This window comes from Pseudomonas sp. LB3P14, from assembly GCF_054898045.1.
Genome location: NZ_CM142714.1, coordinates 3,364,103 through 3,382,777 on the forward strand (window position 1 = coordinate 3,364,103; position 18,675 = coordinate 3,382,777).

The 18,675-nt window shown below is 61.2% G+C and carries 6 protein-coding genes; 2 read left to right on the forward strand and 4 right to left on the reverse strand.

Annotated features, from left to right (window positions below):
- Nucleotides 1-11: 11 nt before the first annotated feature.
- Nucleotides 12-12,995 carry a non-ribosomal peptide synthetase gene (locus ACYZT5_RS15625; protein ID WP_462051884.1) on the reverse strand — a complete coding sequence of 4,328 codons (12,984 nt, stop codon included), beginning with the start codon at nucleotides 12,993-12,995 and terminating at the stop codon, nucleotides 12-14.
- Between the two features lie 371 nt (nucleotides 12,996-13,366).
- On the opposite strand from ACYZT5_RS15625, the gene ACYZT5_RS15630 reads away from it, so the two are divergent.
- The gene (locus tag ACYZT5_RS15630) at nucleotides 13,367-13,915 is read left to right on the forward strand and encodes an RNA polymerase factor sigma-70 (RefSeq protein WP_033059180.1); all 549 of its coding nucleotides are present in this window, start codon (nucleotides 13,367-13,369) and stop codon (nucleotides 13,913-13,915) included.
- A 135-nt stretch (nucleotides 13,916-14,050) separates the two neighbouring features.
- Here ACYZT5_RS15630 and ACYZT5_RS15635 read toward each other — a convergent pair whose 3' ends face one another.
- From ACYZT5_RS15635 to ACYZT5_RS15645, 3 genes are all read right to left on the reverse strand, one after another.
- The gene (locus ACYZT5_RS15635; RefSeq protein ID WP_462051885.1) at nucleotides 14,051-15,064 is read right to left on the reverse strand and encodes a GNAT family N-acetyltransferase; all 1,014 of its coding nucleotides are present in this window, start codon (nucleotides 15,062-15,064) and stop codon (nucleotides 14,051-14,053) included.
- 100 nt (nucleotides 15,065-15,164) lie between these two features.
- Nucleotides 15,165-15,974, reverse strand: coding sequence for a substrate-binding periplasmic protein (locus ACYZT5_RS15640; RefSeq protein ID WP_462051886.1), 810 nt, complete (start codon nucleotides 15,972-15,974; stop codon nucleotides 15,165-15,167).
- A gap of 90 nt (nucleotides 15,975-16,064) precedes the next feature.
- A complete protein-coding gene (locus ACYZT5_RS15645) occupies nucleotides 16,065-16,691 on the reverse strand; it encodes a TetR/AcrR family transcriptional regulator (protein WP_462035850.1) in 627 nt (208 codons plus the stop codon).
- Nucleotides 16,692-16,869: 178 nt separating this feature from the next.
- On the opposite strand from ACYZT5_RS15645, the gene ACYZT5_RS15650 reads away from it, so the two are divergent.
- Complete coding sequence (locus tag ACYZT5_RS15650; protein ID WP_462051887.1) at nucleotides 16,870-18,672, forward strand: acyclic terpene utilization AtuA family protein; 1,803 nt, start codon at nucleotides 16,870-16,872, stop codon at nucleotides 18,670-18,672.
- The last annotated feature ends 3 nt before the right edge of the window (nucleotides 18,673-18,675 follow it).

Sequence of the window (18,675 nt, forward strand, 5' to 3'; positions counted from 1 at the left end):
TCTTTTGATGTTTAAAGCCCCTCCAACTCCGCCATCAGATCATTCAGACGATCCACCTTCTCCTCGGTGATGTCGCTCGCCGCCAGCCCATCGATGTATTCAGCCAACTCCTCCACCGTGCTACATTCGAACATCGCTCGCAGCGGCACATCACGTTGCAGGGCTTTCTGCACCCGCGAAGCAATTTGCGTCGCCAGCAATGAATGCCCGCCCAGCTCGAAAAAATTGTCACGCCCCCCCACCTTCTCGACCTTCAGCACCTCCGCCCAGATACTAGCCAGCGTCTGCTCCAACTCATTGCGCGGTGCCTGATAGTCCTGGCTCTGCAACTGGCCGATTTCCGGCGCCGGCAAGGCCTTGCGATCCAGTTTGCCGTTGGCATTCAGCGGCATCCGGTCGAGCCACAACCAATGCAGCGGCACCATGTATTCCGGCAGTTCTGCGCGCAGGCGTTGCTTGATGCGCTCCAGTCGCTCGGTTGGATTGATCAAAGAATCAGCCGCTACCAAATAGCCGACCAGATGCTTGCCGTTGACCCCTTCCTGCACACCCACCGCCGCTTCGCGGACTTGCGGCTGCTCATGCAGACGCGCCTCGATTTCGCCCAGTTCGATGCGGTAGCCGCGGATCTTCACTTGATGGTCGATACGCCCGACGTATTCCAGCACGCCGTCACTGCGACGACGGGCCAGATCACCGGTGCGATACAAACGATCACCGGGCGCGCCAAACGGGTTCGGCACAAACACTTGAGCGGTGCGCAGCGGATCGCTGACGTAGCCACGGCCGACGCCAGTACCGGCGACGCACAATTCGCCCACCGCACCCAGTGGCACCAGTTCCAGCGCGCCGTCGAGCAGGTACAAACGGTTGTTGTCGGTCGGCGTGCCGATCGGCAAATAACTGCCACGAGTCGATGCCATGTCAACGCGAAAGAACGCCACGTCATCCGAACATTCCGCCGGACCGTAGGCATTCACCAGCCCGATATCCGGGTAACGCAGCAGCCATTGGTGCGCCAGCTCCGGCGGCATCGCTTCGCCGGTCGGCAGCATCCAGCGCAGGCCGTCGAGGCTCATGCGTTCCTGGGCGAGCATGCTCTGAATCAGCGATGGCACGCCTTCCAGCACGGTGATGCCCTGGGCCGACACATGCGCCAGCAACCCTTGCGGATCATGGGCGATGGTGTTCGGCACGATGTCCACCCGAGCGCCGAATAGCGGTGCGGCGAGGAACTGCCAGACCGAAATGTCGAAGCTTTGCGAGGCGGTCTGAGCGATCACATCGGCGGCGCTCAAATTCAGGTACGGCACCTTGCTCAACTGGTTGTTGAGCATGCCGCGCTGCTCGACCATCACACCCTTCGGCAGACCGGTGGAGCCCGAGGTGTAGATCACGTAGGCCAAATTATCCGGAGCGCTGTAGATGCCCGGGTTTTGCACCGATGCATCGCTCGCTTGCACGTCTTCCCAGACCAGCAAGTGTGGTCGACTGGCACAACCGAATTCTTCCAGCAGCGCGACGGCCTGCTCGCGGCAGGCTTGGGTGCAAACCAGTAACGGCGTACGGCTCAAGTCGATGATCCGGCTCAGACGCTGACTCGGCAGGCCCGGGTCCAGTGGCAAGTAACCGGCGCCCGACTTGAAGCTGCCGATGATCATGCCCAGCAGATCGAGGTTACGTTCGGCCAGCAACGCCACCGGTTGATCCAGCCCGACACCGGCCGCAATCAGCGCATGGCCGAGACGGTTACTGCGTTTATTCAGCTCAACGTAGCTGTGCCGCTGATCCAGGCAACTCGCGGCGATCCGTTGCGGATGCTGAGCGACTTGCGCTTCGAACAAAGCGACGTAGCTTTGCTCCAGCGGGTAATCGTGTTCGCTCTGGTTGCAGCCGTGGATCAGGAAGTCCTGTTCTTCGGCACCCAGCAGCGGCAGATCGGCCATGTCGCCGTGGAAACCTTCGACCAGCGCCAGCAGCAACCGCTTGAACTCGCCGAGCATGCGTTCGACGGTCGATTCATCGAAATAACGCTGGTCGTAAGACAGGTGCAAGCCCAGGTCATCGCCCGGATAGCAGACCGCCGTCAGCGGGAAGTTGGTGTGGGTTCGGCCCGAATCCGACGTCGCGTTGAGGCTCTGCGCACGGTCCAGCACCGAGACTTCCACCGGGGCGTTTTCGAACACGAACAGGCTGTCAAACAACGGCTGGCCCTTGGGCAGTTCGCTGTTTTCCTGAATGCTCACCAGCGGCAGGTATTCGTACTCGCGCAGCTGCATGTTGCTGTCGAGCAGGCCACTGAGCCATTGACGAACGCTGCAACGCTGATCGTCTTCGGGCATTTTCACCCGCAGCGCGATGCTGTTGATGAACAGCCCGACGGTGCGCTGCATCTCTGGCATTTCCACCGGACGCCCGGCCACCGTGACGCCGAACAGCACGTCGCGATCGCCGCTCAAACGTCGCAGCACCAGCGCCCAAGCCGCTTGAGCGAAGGTGTTGATGGTCAGTTGATGCGCCTGGGCCAGTTCGCGCAGTTGCGCACCGTCACGGGCATCCAGCCTTGTGTAGCGGTCGCCGACGATCATGCCGCCGCTTTCACCGGCATGTTCACGCAGGAACGGCCGGTCGCTCGGAATCGGCGTGGTGCGCTCGAAACCTTGCAGGTTGGTTTTCCACCATTGCCGCGCCTCGGCGAGGCTCTGGCGTTGCAGCCAGCCAATGTAGTCGCGATAGCGCGGTGGCACGGCCAGCTGTGGATCTCGACCTTCGCCCAGTGCGGTGTAGATTTCGAAGAAATCGTTCATCAGCAGTGAACGGCACCAGGCATCGATCAGGATGTGGTGGTTGCTCATCATGAACCAGTAACGCGCTGCGCCCACCCGGATCAAACGCAGGTGGAACGGTGCCTGGTTGAGCAGATCGAACCCGGCCTCGCGCTCGCTTTTGAGCAGTGCCTGCAACGTCGGCTCCTGCTCGGCTTCGGCGATTGCGGTCCAGTCCAGATACTCGATCGGCGTGCTGCCCGGCTTGTGGATAATTTGCAGCATGTCTTCGCCGACGTTCCAGCAGAACGACGCGCGCAGGGCTTCGTGACGCGCGATCACCGCTTGCCATGCTTGGGCGAAACGCTGCGGGTCGAGCTCGCTGTTGATGCGGTAGCGATCCTGCATGTAGTAGAGGCCAGTGCCCGGTTCCAGCAAGGTGTGCAGCAGCATGCCTTCCTGCATCGGTGTCAACGGGTAGACGTCCTCGATGGCGACGGCCGGGATGGGCAGCGCATCGAGTTGCGGTTGGGTCAGTTTCGCCAACGGGAAGTCCGACGGTGTCAGGCCGCCCGCATCGTCGCCCAGGCAATGCTCGATCAGGCTCTGCAATTCGCCGAGGTAAGCGTCTGCCAGTTCAGTGATGGTCTGCACAGTGTGGCGTTCGGCGCTGAAGGTCCAACGCAACACCAGCTCACCGCCATAGACCTGACTGTCGACGCTCAGCTCATTGGGCAGCGGCGCGCGAGGATCATGGGCCGCGCCGACCGCTTCATCGAGAGGCAGGAACAAGGCGTCCGCGCCGAAGCTCTGGTCGAACTGACCGAGGTAATTGAAGGTGATCGGCGCCACCGGCAAGGCCGCCATGCTCTGACGGCACAGGTCATCGGCCAGATAACGCAACACGCCATAACCCAGACCTTTGTGCGGCACCGCACGCAGTTGCTCCTTGATCGCCTTGATCGAGTCGCCCTGCCCATCCACTGGCGTCAGCCGCAGCGGGTAAGCGCTGGTGAACCAGCCGACGGTGCGCGTCAGGTCGATTTCGTCGAACAGCGCTTCACGGCCGTGGCCTTCGAGTTGAACCAACGCCGACGCGTGACCGCTCCAGCGGCACAACACGCGGGCCAATGCAGTCAACAGCAAGTCGTTGACCTGAGTGCGATAGGCACTCGGCGCTTGCTGCAACAATTGTCGGGTGCGCTCGCTGTCGAGGCGCACGCTGACGGTTTGTGCATGACAACTCTGCCGGCCACCCTCGGGTCGATCACACGGCAATTCGACGCTTTCACCGGCCAGTTGCGACTGCCACCCGCTCAGTTCCTCACGCAGGGATTCGCTGCCGGCATACGCCTGCAAGCGTGCGGCCCAGTCCTTGAAGGCACTGGTTTTCGCCGGCAGTTTTGTCGACTGCCCCGCATCCAGTTGGCGATACACCGTTTGCAGGTCGTCCAGCAGCACTCGCCACGAAACGCCGTCCATCACCAGGTGGTGAATGGCAATAAACAGCCGTTGTTGGCCCTCGGGACCGTCGACCAGCAGCGCCCGCATCAACGGCCCTTCTTCTAGGTCGAGGCTGCGCTGGGCATCGGCGAACAGTGCCGCGCATTTGTCCATGGTCGAAACACGCACTTGCCACAGCACCGGCGCATCGGAAATCGCTTGGTGCTCGGCCTGCCATTGACCTGCGACTTCGGTGAAACGCAAACGCAAGGCGTCGTGCTGTTCGGTCACCGCCAGCAATGCTTGTTCGAGGCGATGGGGCTCCAGCGCCACGGTCGGCTCCAGCAGCAATGCCTGGTTCCAGTGTTGGCGCTGGGGGATATCTGTGTCGAAGAACCAGTGCTGGATCGGCGTTAAACGTGATTCGCCGGTCAGCAAACCTTGCTCGGCCGTGACCTGCTCCGTACGGGTCGCCACGGCGGCCAGGGTCTGTACAGTCTGGTGCTGGAACAGGTCACGCGGGCTGAAATGAATGCCCTGCTGCCGCGCACGGCTGACCATCTGAATCGACAGAATCGAGTCACCGCCCAGTTCGAAGAAGTTGTCGTTGAGGCCGACTTTTTCGACATTCAGCACTTCGCACCAGATCGCGGCCAGCGTCAGTTCAAGCTCATTGCTAGGCGCCACGTAATGCTGACGGTTCAGCTCCGGGTCCGGCGCCGGCAGTGCGCGGCGGTCGAGTTTGCCGTTGGCGGTCAGCGGCATGCTGGCCAGCAGGATCAGGTGCGTCGGCACCATGTAGTCCGGCAACTGGGATTTGAGGTGATTTTTCAGGGCTTCGCGCAGTGAGGCTTGTTGAGTTTCGTCCTGCCCGGCAACGTCGGTCACCAGATAGCCGACGAGTTGTTTTCCGCTCGGTGCATCGAGGGCCAAAACCACGGCCTCACGCACAGATTCATGCTCCAGCAGACGGGTTTCGATCTCGCCCAGTTCGATGCGGAATCCACGAATTTTCACTTGATGGTCAATGCGCCCGAGGTACTCCACCAGACCATCGGCGCGCTGGCGCACCAGATCGCCGGTGCGGTACAGACGCCCGCCATTGGCGGCGAACGGATCAGCTACAAAACGTTCCGCCGTCATGCCCGGACGCTGGTGATAACCCTGCGCCAGACCGGCGCCGCCGACGTACAACTCGCCCGTCGCGCCTTGCGGGACCAACGCCAGATCGGTATCGAGAATGTACGCCACGCGAGCGCCGATCACGCTGCCGATCGGCACACTGCCCAGACCTTCTGCCAGTTGCTCGGGCGCCAGACTGGCCAGCGGCATGACCACGGTTTCGGTCGGGCCATAGGCGTTGAAAAACAGGCTCGGTTTGAACGCTGCGCGAATTCGCGCCAGGTGTTCACCGGTCAGGGCTTCGCCACCGGTGATGCACATCCGCACCGGTAACGTCTCGCCCTGAGTCGCCAGCCATTGCGCCAACTGGCTGCCGTAACTCGGCGTGAAGCCGAGGATGTTGATGTTGTGGCTGCGAATCAGCCCGCAGATTTCTTCCGCGTCCCACTGGCCTTGAGCGCGCAGAACGACTTGAGCACCACTCAACAACGGCACCAGCAAACGCTCGGTCGCGGCGTCGAAGTTGATTGAATAGAAATGCAGCTCGCAGTCGTCCGGGCGCATGCCGAAGCGCTCGATCACGGCGCGGCAGTGCATGGCGATTTCACCGTGGGACACCACCACGCCTTTTGGTTTGCCGGTAGAGCCCGAGGTGTAAATCAGGTACGCCTGATGTTGTGGCAGGCTGATAAACGGCAGTTCGGTGGCCGGGTAATTGGCCAGTGTGGCGGCGTCCTCTTCGAGGCACCCGCGAGCCACGGTTGGCGGCAGTTCGCCAAGCGCTTCGAACATCGCCGCATCGCTGAGCAGCAAACCGATGCCGCTGTCTTCGATCATGTAGTGCAAACGATCCAGCGGGTATTCCGGGTCCAGCGGCACGTAGGCGCCGCCAGCCTTGAGGATCGCCAGCAGGCTGATGACCATTTCCAGCGACCGCTCAAGCGCCAGACCGACCCGAACCTGCGGCCCAACACCACGCTCGCGGAGCATCCAGGCCAGGCGATTGGCGCGACTGTCGAGTTCGGCGTAGCTCAGGGTTTGTCCGGCGAACGTCAGGGCTGGCGCGTCTTTGCGGGCCAGGGCCTGCTCGCTGAACAGGTGATGAATGCACTGGTCGAGTCGATGTTCGCCCAGCTCGACGCCGAGGCTGTCGAGCAGGTTTTGCTGTTCGCTGGCTTCCAGCAATGCCAGTTCACTGAGGCGCTGTTGCGGATCGGCCAGCAGCGCTTCCAGCAGGTTGCGCCAGTGCCCGGCCATCCGCGCAATGCGTGGTTCATCGAACAGATCGGTGCTGTAGGTCAGGCAGCAGCCCAAGCGATGATCAAGGTCGGTGACTTCCAGGTTGAGGTCGAACTTGGTCGCTCGCGCATCGTTGGCCAAGTACTCGACGGTCATGCCGGCCAATGTGCGACTCTGCTGGAATTCCCAGCGCTGAACGTTACACATCACCTGGAAAAGCGGGTTGTAAGCCGCGCTACGCGGTGGCTGCAAGGCTTCCACCAAGTGATCGAACGGCAAGTCTTGATGGGACTGGCCTTCGATCACGGTGTGGCGAACCTGCTCGAACAACTCACCCACGGACATTTGCCCGTCGAGCTGGCAACGCAGCACCTGGGTGTTGAGGAACGCACCGATCAGCCCTTCACTTTCCGGACGAATCCGGTTGGCCACCGGCGCGCCGATGCGCAGGTCGGTCTGGCCGCTGTAGCGGTAAAGCAGCACAGCCAGCGCGGCGGTCATGGTCATAAACAGGGTCAGACCGTTTTGTGCATTGAAGGCGCGAACGCGAGCGGCGAGTTCATCGCTCAAGTCGAAACGGAACAGTTCGCCCTGATGACTTTGCACGGGAGGACGTGGACGGTCGGCGGGCAATTCCAGCAGCGGATGTTCACGCCCCAATTGCGCGGTCCAGTAATCGAGTTGGCGCTGACGTTCGCCGGACTCCAGCCACTGACGCTGCCAGACGCTGTAATCCAGGTAGTGCACCGGCAGCGGTTGCAGCGGCGATTCGCGGTCATCGACGAAGGCCTCGTAGAGCGCGCTCAGTTCCCGGGCGAAGATGTCCATCGCCCAGCCTTCGGTGACGATGTGGTGCAGGGTCAGCACCAGGTAATGTTCGTGCTCGGCGGTCTTGACCATGCAGGCGCGCAGCAGGGGTCCGGTTTCCAGATCGAAGGGTTTATGTGCCTCGTCGTCGGCCAGTTGCTGGACGCGTTGTTCGCGGAGATCAACGTCGAACGCGGAGAAGTCCTTCCAGTCCATGCGCATCCCGGTTTCCGGGTGAACCCGTTGCTGCGCCACGCCGTCGATACTCGGGAACGTGGTGCGCAAGGTTTCGTGACGCATGATCAGTGCTTGCAGCGCTGCTTCGAAGCGCCCGATATCAAGCACTCCGCGCAGCCGCGCCATGCCGCCGACGTTGTAGGCCGGGCTGTCCGGTTCCATCTGCCAGAGGAACCACATGCGCTGCTGGGAATAAGACAGCGGTACCGCCTGGCTGCGGTCGACTTTCTCGATCGGCGGCTGCTGATTGGTTTTGCCACTGGCCTGGATCAGTTGAACCTGTTCGGTAAACGCGCCCAGCTCACTGTTTTCGAACAGCGTGCGCAGCGGCAACTCGACGTCGCAGGCCTGACGGGTACGGGAGATGATTTGCGTGGCCAGCAAGGAATGGCCGCCGAGGGCGAAGAAGTCGTCGCGCAGACCGATTTGCGCCAGGCCTAATACTTCTCGCCAGATACCGGCGAGGTGTTGTTCCAGCGCGGTGGCCGGTTCGACATGTTCGCGGACTTGCCATTGCGGTTCTGGCAAGGCGCGACGATCGAGTTTGCCACTGGGGCTCAGGGGCATTTCGTCCAGACGCATCAGCTGCGCCGGGACCATGTACTCCGGCAACTCAGCGGCCAGCGCTATTGTCAGGCGGGCGGTTTGAGTGTCTTCGGTTTCTCTGGTTTTAGTGGCGGTGTAATAACCGATCAACTGTCCGCCAACCGCTGTTTCGCGCACCAGCACCACGGCTTGAGCGACGCCGTCCTGAGCCAGCAGACGGGCTTCGATTTCTTGCGGTTCAACGCGAAAGCCACGCAGTTTGACCTGCTGATCGAGACGGCCGAGGTATTCGATCACACCGTCGGCGGTCCAGCGCGCACGGTCACCGGTGCGGTACAAACGAGCACCCTGCTCACCCAGCGGATCGACAATAAAGCGTTCGGCGGTCAGGCCCGGACGACCCAAATAGCCGCGCGCCAAACCGATGCCACTGATGCACAGCTCGCCCGGCACACCGGCCGGAACGGGATTGAGTGCCTCATCGAGCACGCGGCACAACACATTGCCCAACGGACGACCAATCGGCGAGCGTTCGCCATCGGCGGATGTGCAGTGCCAATGAGTGACGTTGATCGCGGTCTCGGTCGGGCCGTAACGGTTGTGCAATTGCACGGCTGGCAGTTGTTCCAGCACGCGGTTGCGCAGTTCGGCGGGCAAGGCTTCGCCACCGGAGAACACCCGACGCAGGCTGGTGCATTCGGTGGTGAGCGGCTCATCGATGAACAACGAAAGCAGTGGCGGTACGAAGTGCAGCGTGGTCACGCCGTATTGCTGAACCAGCTGCGCGATGCGATGCGGGTCGCCGTGCTCGCCGGGGCCGGCGATCAGCAAGCGTGCACCTGTAATCAGCGGCCAGAAGCACTCCCACACCGACACGTCGAAACTGATCGGCGCCTTTTGCATCAGCACGTCGGTGTCGTTCAAACGATAGGTGTTCTGCATCCATTGCAGCCGCTCGGCGAGGGCTGCGTGGGTGATGCCGACGCCCTTCGGCTGGCCGGTGGAACCGGAGGTGTAAATCACGTACGCCAGGTTGTCGCCGTGCAAGTGCAGGCCCGGTGCCTGGCTCGGCCAGCTCTCCAGATGCAAGGCGTCCATGGCGATCACGCTGACGCCGTCGGCGGCCGGCAGGCGGTCAAGTAGCTCGGTTTGGGTCAGCAGCAATTCGACGCCGCTGTCGTTGAGCATGTAGGCCAGACGTTCGGCCGGGTAGTCCGGGTCCAGCGGCACGTAGGCGCCACCGGCCTTGATGATCGCCAGCAGACCGATCAGCAACTGCGGCGAACGCTCGGCGGCGATGGCCACGCAGACATCCGGGCCGACGCCTTTGTCGCGCAGGTAATGGGCCAGGCGGTTGGATTGGGTGTGCAGTTCGGCGAAGTCCATGCCGCCACCGTCCCACATCAGGGCGGTGCGCTCCGGAGTCAGACGCGCTTGTTCGTTGAGCAATTCGGGCAGCCACACACTGGCCGGCGTACACGGTGCGGCGCTCCATGATGCTTGCTGATCGAGCTCGGACGGGTTCAGCAGTTGCAGGTCGCCGATCGAGGTTTTCGGTTGCTCGCAAATGGCTTGCAGCAGGTTGCTGAAATGATCGGCCAGACGCTCGATAGTCGCCACGTCGAACAGTTCGCTGGCGTAGTCGAAGGACAGGCTCAGGCGACCCTTTTGGTCTTCCTCGCTGTGCAATTGCAGGTCGAACTTGGCTTCGCGGCTGTGCCACGGCAGCTCTTCGGCCAACAACCCTGGCAGTCGACGCAATGCGCTCAAATCCCGTTGCTGGTGGTTGAACATGACCTGGAACAAACCTTGTTCGCGGGCGTGCGGGAAGGCCTCGAGCAATTGTTCGAACGGCAGATCCTGATGCGCTTGTGCGCCCAACGCGACCTGACGGGTTTGCGCCAGCAGCTCCACGAATGGCAGCTGCGAATCCAGCTCGGCGCGCAGCACCTGGGTGTTGATGAAGAATCCGATCAGCCCTTGGGTTTCCAGGCGCGGACGGTTGGCGTTGGGTACGCCGATGCGGATGTCACGCTGACCGCTGTAGCGGTGCAGCAGGCTCTGGAACGCCGCGAGCAACAGCATGAACGAAGTGGATTCATGGGCCTGGGCGGTCTGGCGAATGGCTTCGCTCAGGGTCGCGCCCAGCTTCACGCAATGGCGGGCAGCACTGTGAGTGTGTTGCGCCGAGCGCGGATGGTCGGTGGCCAGGCTCAGGGTTGGATGCTCATCGCCCAATTGCGCTTTCCAGTAAGCCAGCTGACGCTCGCCCTCCCCTTGCGCCAGCCATTGGCGCTGCCAGCTGCCGTAGTCGGCGTATTGCGTGGGCAGTGCCGCGAGCGTCGCTATTTGTCCTTGGGACGCTGCGGCGTACAGGCGCGAGAACTCGTCGATCAGCACGTTCAGCGACCAACCGTCGGCGATGATGTGATGCATCGTCACCAACAGTTGATGGTCCTCTTCATCGAGGCGCACCAGGGTCACCCACAGCAGCGGGCCTTTTTCCAAATCGAATTGAGTACGGGCTTCGTCCTCACGGATTTGCTGCGCACGGACTTCACGCTCGGCAGCTGGCAGGTCGCTGATATCGATGAGTTGCAGGTTGAACTCGCTCGCTGCATCGACCTGTTGCAGCGCCACACCGTCGCGCTCGAAGAACCGCGTGCGCAGGGATTCGTGACGCTCGATCAGCTGCTGGAAACTGGCGCGCAAGGCGTGTTCATCCAGCTCGCCGCGCAAGCGCAAGGCGCCAGGAATGTTGTAGGCGCTGCTCTGCGGGTCGAGTTGCCAGGTGATCCACAGACGGTTTTGCGCCAGCGATTGCGGCATGGCTTCGGTGCGCGACAGCGGTGTGATCGCGCCCTGGGCGAGTCCACCGTCCTGTTGTTGCTGAGCGACAGCGACGGCAAACGCGCCAAGGGTCGGCGCTTCGAACAACAAGCGCAGGTTCAGCTCCAGAGCGAGTGATTCGCGCAGACGTGCGACTACCTGAGTGGCGGCAATGGAGTTGCCGCCCAGCAGGAAGAAGTGATCGTCGGCGCTGACCTGTTTGACGCTGAGCTGCTCGCACCAGATCTGGCCGATCAAGGTTTGCAGTTCAGAACCTGATTCAGTTGCGGATTGACTGTCGACGTCCGCCGACGGGAACAGCGCATAGCTGTCGAGGCTGCCGTCCGCCAGGCGATTGCGGCATGCCGAGCGTTGCAGTTTGCCGCTCGATGTCTTGGGCAGCGCCCCCGGATTGAGCAGCACCACCACGCTTGGCGCTTCCTGATACGCCTCGGCCACGGCTTGGCGGATGGCTTTGATCAGGGCGTCGGGCGGGAGGATTTTCTGCACGCTGCGGCTGATTTCCGCCGCAATGCCGATGCCTTCCTGACCCTCGATGTTGACGGCGAAAGCGGCGACCCGCCCTTTGCGCACCACCTCCACTTCGCGTTCGATGGTTTGCTCGATGTCCTGTGGATAAAGGTTGTGACCACGCACGATCAACATGTCTTTCAGGCGCCCAGTGATAAACAGTTCACCGTTGCGCATAAAGCCCAGGTCGCCGGTGCGCAGCCAGGTACGGCCGGCGTGCTGAACGAACGTCTTGGCGGAGGCTTCGGGGTTGCGCCAGTAGCCGTGGGCAATGCTTGGCCCGGCGGCCCAGACTTCGCCGACCGTGTTGTCAGCCAGCTCGTTGAGCGCAATCGGATCGACAATCAGCACCGCGTGATCCGGCTGGCTGATGCCGCAACTCATGATCGGGTTGCCCTCGCCTGGCTCCGCACGGTTTTGTGCCAGGGCTTTATCGTCCACGCACAGGTTTCCAATGCCCTGACCCCGAGGGCTGCCGGCCACGAATAGGGTCGCTTCGGCCAACCCGTAGGACGCCATGAAACTGTCTTGGGTGAAACCGCAGGTCGCAAACTTCTCGGCGAAGCGTTCCAGCGTATCGAGGCGAATCGGCTCGGAGCCGGAGTACGCCACGCGCCAGCCACTCAGGTCGAGGCGTTCCAGGGCCGATTCACTGACCCGCTCACTGCACAACCGATAGGCAAAATCAGGCCCGCCGCTAATGGTGCCGCCGTACTCGCTGATCGCTTCCAGCCAGCGCAACGGCCGGCCGAGGAAATACGCCGGCGACATCAACACGCAAGGCACGCCGCTGAAAATCGGCTGCAACAGACCGCCAATCAGGCCCATGTCATGGTACAGCGGCAACCAACTGACGATCACGTCGTCAGGATTCAGATCAATGCCGAAGCCGTGGCGAATCAGCAGTTCATTGGCCACCAGGTTGCCGTGGCTGACTTGCACACCTTTAGGCAACGCGGTGGAGCCGGAGGTGTATTGCAGGAACGCGATGTGGTCGTCTACAAGGTTCGGCGCTACCCAACGTTCGGCCAATGCACTGTCGAGCGTATCGACACACAGCAACGGCGGCGCACCGTCGATTTGCAGCAACGCATCGCGCAGACCGGCGCTCGTCAGCAGTAGACGCGGTTCGGCATCACTAATGATCGACAGCAGACGCTCCTGATGATGACGACGAGCCGACTCCGGCGGATAGGCCGGCACCGCGATCACACCGGCGTACAGGCAGCCGAAGAACGCCGCGACGTAATCCGGGCCACTGGGAAACAACAGCACCGCACGATCGCCAAACGTAGCCTCGACCTGCAACGCGCCAGCAATGGTCCGCGCCCGCTGATCCAGCTCGCGATAACTGAGCACCACAGCCTGATCCTGGGTTTCGGCGAGAAAACGCAAGGCCACCCGGTCCGGCGTCAGGGCCGCTCGGCGCTGAAGGGCTTGGACCAGTGTGCTGGGGAGTTCGAACGCGTCGGTCATGAGGTTTCCTGCCTGAATTCGGCTTGCAAGTGAAATCGGTTTTCTGACGTCACGCCCCTTCGAGGGCGTGCAGGACGCGGTCTTCGCCGACCGCGCGAGGCTTGGGAATGCTGTTTTGGCCGCAGCCGCTACCCGGAACCATTCACCAATGAGAACGGTTGACGTCTTGAAATAATTAGTCGGAAGGCGTGGACCCCAACAGGGCCGGACGCGTCAGCGTGCCGCAGTTCTCACTTTGCACCTTTGCGGAGCATTAATTCTCTTTCTCAATTGACAATCATTATCATTCAACATAATTTGTCGCTCGATGTGTTGGACGGCTGAGCCCCGGCTTGCCGTCCCACTAACCTATTGGCAGCAAGGTGATTTCCATGACGGAACAAGTGTCCACAAGCAGGTGCGATTCACCGCTACTTCAGGCATTCGTCGACAATCGACTGATTCTGGTCAAGATTGCAGCCCGCATTACCGGCTGCCGGTCGCGTGCGGAAGACGTGGTGCAGGATGCGTTCTTCCGGCTGCAATCAGCGCCGCAGATCACGTCCTCGTTCAAGGCTCAGCTCAGCTACCTGTTCCAGATTGTGCGCAACCTGGCGATCGATCACTACCGTAAACAGGCGCTGGAGCAGAAGTATTCGGGCCCTGAAGAGGAAGGCCTGAACGTGGTGATTCAAGGCGCTTCGCCGGAAACCTCGCACATCAACTTCTCGACCCTGGAAAACATTGCCGATGCGCTGACCGAGTTGCCCAGCCGCACCCGCTACGCCTTCGAGATGTATCGCCTGCACGGCGTGCCGCAAAAGGACATCGCCAAGGAGCTTGGCGTCTCGCCGACCCTGGTGAACTTCATGATTCGTGATGCGCTGGTGCACTGCCGCAAGGTGTCGGGCAGTCGTGTGGATACCTTTGCCCGCCGCTAAAATCTTCGCGGGCAAGCCTCGCTCCTACAGGTTTTTTGGTGAATCGCAACCCGTGATCCAACCATAAATTCTGTAGGAGCGAGGCTTGCCCGCGAAGACTGACTTAAGGTCGATGCAGACCTTGAGCTTTATGCATCAAGCCAACACACACCGATCAAAAAACCGCTCACGCCCCAACACCATCAACGCCGCGCGCTTGTGCGGGAAGTCGAACGCTTTCTCGCAGTGGAAACCCTGGTTCTGCATATGCCCGATCATCTTCGCGTTGTCGGCGCGAGGCTCGGCGACCACCCGCTGGGTGCGTGGATCGTCGAGAAACAGGTAATGCGTCAGCGCCGATAACCAGCTCGCCACCTTGTGCGGGCCACGGTGATTTTCTTCACCCACCAGCATATGAATACCGCGGTCGTAATCGCCGACGTCATAGAACGGCGCGATGCGATCTTCCTTGGCCCAATAGGCTTCAAAGTAGGCGAACGGCTGATCATCGAAACAACCGATCAGCGTCAAGGAGTGGGGGTCGGCCTCAAGTTTGCTCAGGTACTCGCGATGCTGCTCGAGGCTGCCCTCCTCCTGCCAGAAGCTCGCGATCCGCGGGCTGTTCTGCCAACGATTGAAACGCGCCAGGTCCAGGTCGATCTCCACCGTGCGCAGGGAAATCCAGGCACCGAGGCGCGCATCAAAACGCCGATAGACTTCACCGCGCGGTTTCATCGGGCGCAGCGGATGACGCTTGCCGCCACTGATGATCATTTGCTGTGGATAACTCGATGTCAGCGACACACCCAGCCAAGGCTGAGGCAATTGCCAGAACAGTGTTCGCTCACAGCGATACTGGCCGACGAGTTCGGTGGGGATCAGCAACCCGCTGAGCAATGCATCGGTGGGGGCTACATCGAGTTGCCAGATCAGGCGCTGACAGCCCGGGTCACGGGCAAACAGCCAATAACAGGCTGCCCAGAATGCCTGACCGTCAGGGCGGTCGAAGCGTGCCTCGACCTGCACCTGCAACTCGGGCTCACGGGTCAGGCGCAATTCGATCAGCGGCTGCCCTTCAAGGCTGAGACACAGGCGGCTTTCGGTTTCATCGGCTACAAGACGGCTTCCTGTCGGCAAGGCCAGGGCAGTCAGGTCATTCAGATTGGACATGGGTGGGGCTCACGTTAATCGTCGACAGTTCAACGATGTGACGTGAGCCACCGCGGGAAATTTAAGAGAAGTCGGCAAATACGCGACCTGTGGCGCGATCTCAACTACCCGGGACCGGCACCACGGCGATCTTGTAGGGGTCGAAAATCTTCAGCATCTCGCCATTGTCCCGCAACCCTTGCAGTAACTTGCCGAACGCCACGCCACTGATGGGTGCGGCCGGACGGAGGATGGCGTAGTGGTGATAGACCTGATCGATACGCTGGGACACCAGCAATTGATCAGCGACTTCCTTGTTGCGCAGCAGGTAATCGCTCAGGTACGAGCGCGTCACCAAGGCAACGTCGGCACGCCCGCGCAGCACCATCAGCAGGTTACTGTCATGGGAATACGTCAGCGTGGCGTTGTAGTTCTGCGCGAGGAATTTTGGATCGGCATTGAAATTGGCGAATTCGTAGTGATAGCCGCTGAACAGCGCCAGACGCTTGCCAGCGAGGTCGGAAAAATAATTCTGCTGACGAACCGGCAGACCATCGGGCTGGCGTTGCGCGACAAAAATCTCGGCATCTTCCAGCCCCATGTCGACACTGGTGTGCGGGATGTCCTTCCAGCCCCAGTCCGGGTTCTCGAAAATCGCCATGTCCACCCGGCTTTGCTTGAAGTCACCAAAACGCCGGGGAATGGAAGTGGGCACCAACACAAACTGGTAGTCGCCCTGCAAGGCATTGAGTGCCTCGACCAACTGCGGCAGCAAACCGGTGTCAGCACCGGATTCCGGGCGCACGGTATAAGGAGGAAAATGGGCGGCACCGACTCGCACCAGCTGTGCTGCCTGGGCAGGAATCACGCATAACACCGCAAGCGTCGCCAGCAAAAGCCGCGAAGCCGTCCTAATTGGCGAAGACTTCAAAACACCCCACTCCCCAAAAAATACGCATCAATGCATTCAAGCTAGGCGGTTTCGGCCACTTAGCCAGTTTCCTCGCGACTCAAAACAAACTTATTGCTTCTCTTCCAGCACCAGAATCAACGCCTCATCGGCCAATTGATCGAGGTTCATGCTGCCGCCGGCGCGAAACCAGGTGGTGGTCCAGGACAACGCACCCGTCAGAAAGCGGCGGGTGATGAACACATCCCCGCGAATAAAACCGGCGTCCTTGGCCTCGCCCAGCACCTGTAGCCAGAGGTCTTCATAAATGTCGCGCAGCGCCAGCACCTGCGCCTGCCCGTCTTCGGACAGCGAACGCCATTCATAGACCAACACGGCCATGGCCTCGCCGCTGCCGCCCATGATCGACTGCAATTCACAACGAATCAGCGCCAACACTCGCTCGCGCACACTGCCGGCTTCTGCCAGGGCTGCACGCATTAACGCGGTATTGTAGCGAATGGTTTCCTCCATCACCGCCCGCAGGATCTCGTCCTTGCTTTTGAAGTGATGAAAAATACTGCCTGACTGAATGCCCACGGCGCCGGCCAGATCGCGCACGGTGGTGCGTTCAAATCCTTTATTGCGGAACAGGTGAGCCGCCACTTGCAGCAGTTTGCCACGGGCGCTGTCCGGGTCGGTCAATTGGCCGTTGTCGACCAATTCGCGCATCACCCTCAGGGCTTTTTGCTCGTCCACCCGTTCTCTCCTACAGTCGATCAATCAAATACGCCGCTCACCGCTAAAACAGTGGGGTTGCGCGGGCAATTTAAGCTGGCCGGGGCGCCCAAGCAAGCGCTCGGGAAGAAGATATTTAAGCCGTTTACAAACCAAGCGCTTGCTTGGTAGTCTCGATGAACTTCTGTCGGAGGTGACTATGGAGTTGACTGGGCCTAAAACAATTCGCATCGGTTGCGCCAGCGCCTTCTGGGGCGACACCTCGACCGCTGCCGCGCAACTGGTGGAAGGTGGGCGCCTGGACTATCTGGTCTTCGATTATCTGGCCGAGATTACGATGTCGATCATGGCCGGCGCGCGGATGAAAGATCCTCAGGCCGGTTACGCCAGCGACTTCATCGAAGTCCTCAGCCCGCTGCTGGGTCAACTCGCCGAACAGAAAATCCGCGTCATCAGTAACGCCGGCGGAGTCAATCCACAGGCCTGCGCCGCCGCCCTGACCGCTGCCTGCGACAAGGCCGGGGTGGCATTGAAAATCGCCGTGCTGCTGGGCGATGACCTGCAGCCGCAGCTCAAACAGCTGAGCAGCAGCGGTATCCATGAAATGTTTAGCGGCGCGCCCCTGCCGCCGATGTGCGTCTCGACCAACGCCTACCTCGGCGCGCCGGGCATCGTCGAAGCCCTGCGCCTGGGTGCCGACATTGTGATCACCGGGCGCGTGGTCGACAGCGCCGTGGTCAGCGCTGCATTGGTGCATGAATTCGATTGGTCCTGGCACGACTACGACAAACTCGCCCAGGCCGCATTGGCCGGCCACATCATCGAATGTGGCGCCCAGTGCACCGGCGGCAACTTCACCGATTGGCGTGAGGTGCCCGACTACGAACACATCGGCTTCCCCATCGTCGAAGTCAGCGCCGACAGCCAGTTCATCGTCAGCAAACCCGAAGGCTCCGGCGGACTGGTCACACCGCTGACGGTCGGCGAGCAGATGCTGTATGAAATCGGCAACCCACAGGCCTATCTGCTGCCGGACGTGGTCTGCAATTTCACTGAAGTAAAACTTGTGCAACAAGGCAAAAATGCGGTTCAGGTACACGGCGCAAAAGGCTTGCCACCGACCGATCAGTACAAGGTCAGCGCCACTTACCCGGACGGTTTTCGCTGCACCGCCAGTTGCCTGATCGCGGGGATCGATGCGGTCGACAAGGCGCGTCGAGTCAGCGAAGCCATCATCAACAAGACGTCGGAAATCTTCAGCCAGCGCGGCTGGCCACCCTACAGCGAAGTGAACATCGAACTGCTCGGCAGCGAAGCCACTTACGGCACCCACGGTCAGCGCCATGACAACCGCGAAGTGGTGATCAAACTTGCGGTGCGCCATCCGGGTAAACAGGCGTTGATCGTGTTCTCCCGGGAAATCGCCCAGGCCGCCACCGGCATGGCGCCGGGACTGACCGGGATTGTCGGTGGACGGCCGACGGTGTATCCGCTGATCCGGCTGTTCTCGTTCCTTATCGACAAAACCGCCTGCACGCTGGAAATTGATCTCAAGGGCCAGCGCCACCCATGCGCCCTGCCCGCCGTTGATGTACTCGACACCGCCGACCTGCCCGTGGCGTGCGCCCCACCGAAACCCTCAGACCGGGCCGATGCCAGCGTGGCCCTGGTCAAACTCGCCGTGGCGCGCTCCGGTGACAAGGGCAACCACAGCAACATCGGCGTCTTGGCCCGCGAGCCGGAGTACCTGCCGTGGATTGCCGAGGCCTTGACGCCAGAAGTGATCGTCGACTGGATGAGTCATGTCCTCGACCCGATCCACGGCCGTGTCGAACGCTGGTATCTGCCGGGCACCCACAGCCTTAATTTTCTGCTGGAAAACGCCCTTGGAGGCGGTGGTGTGGCCAGCCTGCGGATCGATCCGCAAGGCAAAGCCTTCGCCCAGCAACTGCTGGAAATCCAGATACCGGTGCCTCAGCGCATCGCCGACCAAGTCAACTAGAGG

What these genes read in the sequence shown, in the direction of transcription:
- ACYZT5_RS15630 (WP_033059180.1), top strand. Translation starts at nt 13,367, where the DNA reads ATGACGGAACAAGTGTCCACAAGCAGGTGCGATTCACCGCTACTTCAG.
- ACYZT5_RS15625 (WP_462051884.1), bottom strand. Translation starts at nt 12,995, where the DNA reads ATGACCGACGCGTTCGAACTCCCCAGCACACTGGTCCAAGCCCTTCAG.
- ACYZT5_RS15650 (WP_462051887.1), top strand. Translation starts at nt 16,870, where the DNA reads ATGGAGTTGACTGGGCCTAAAACAATTCGCATCGGTTGCGCCAGCGCC.
- ACYZT5_RS15635 (WP_462051885.1), bottom strand. Translation starts at nt 15,064, where the DNA reads ATGTCCAATCTGAATGACCTGACTGCCCTGGCCTTGCCGACAGGAAGC.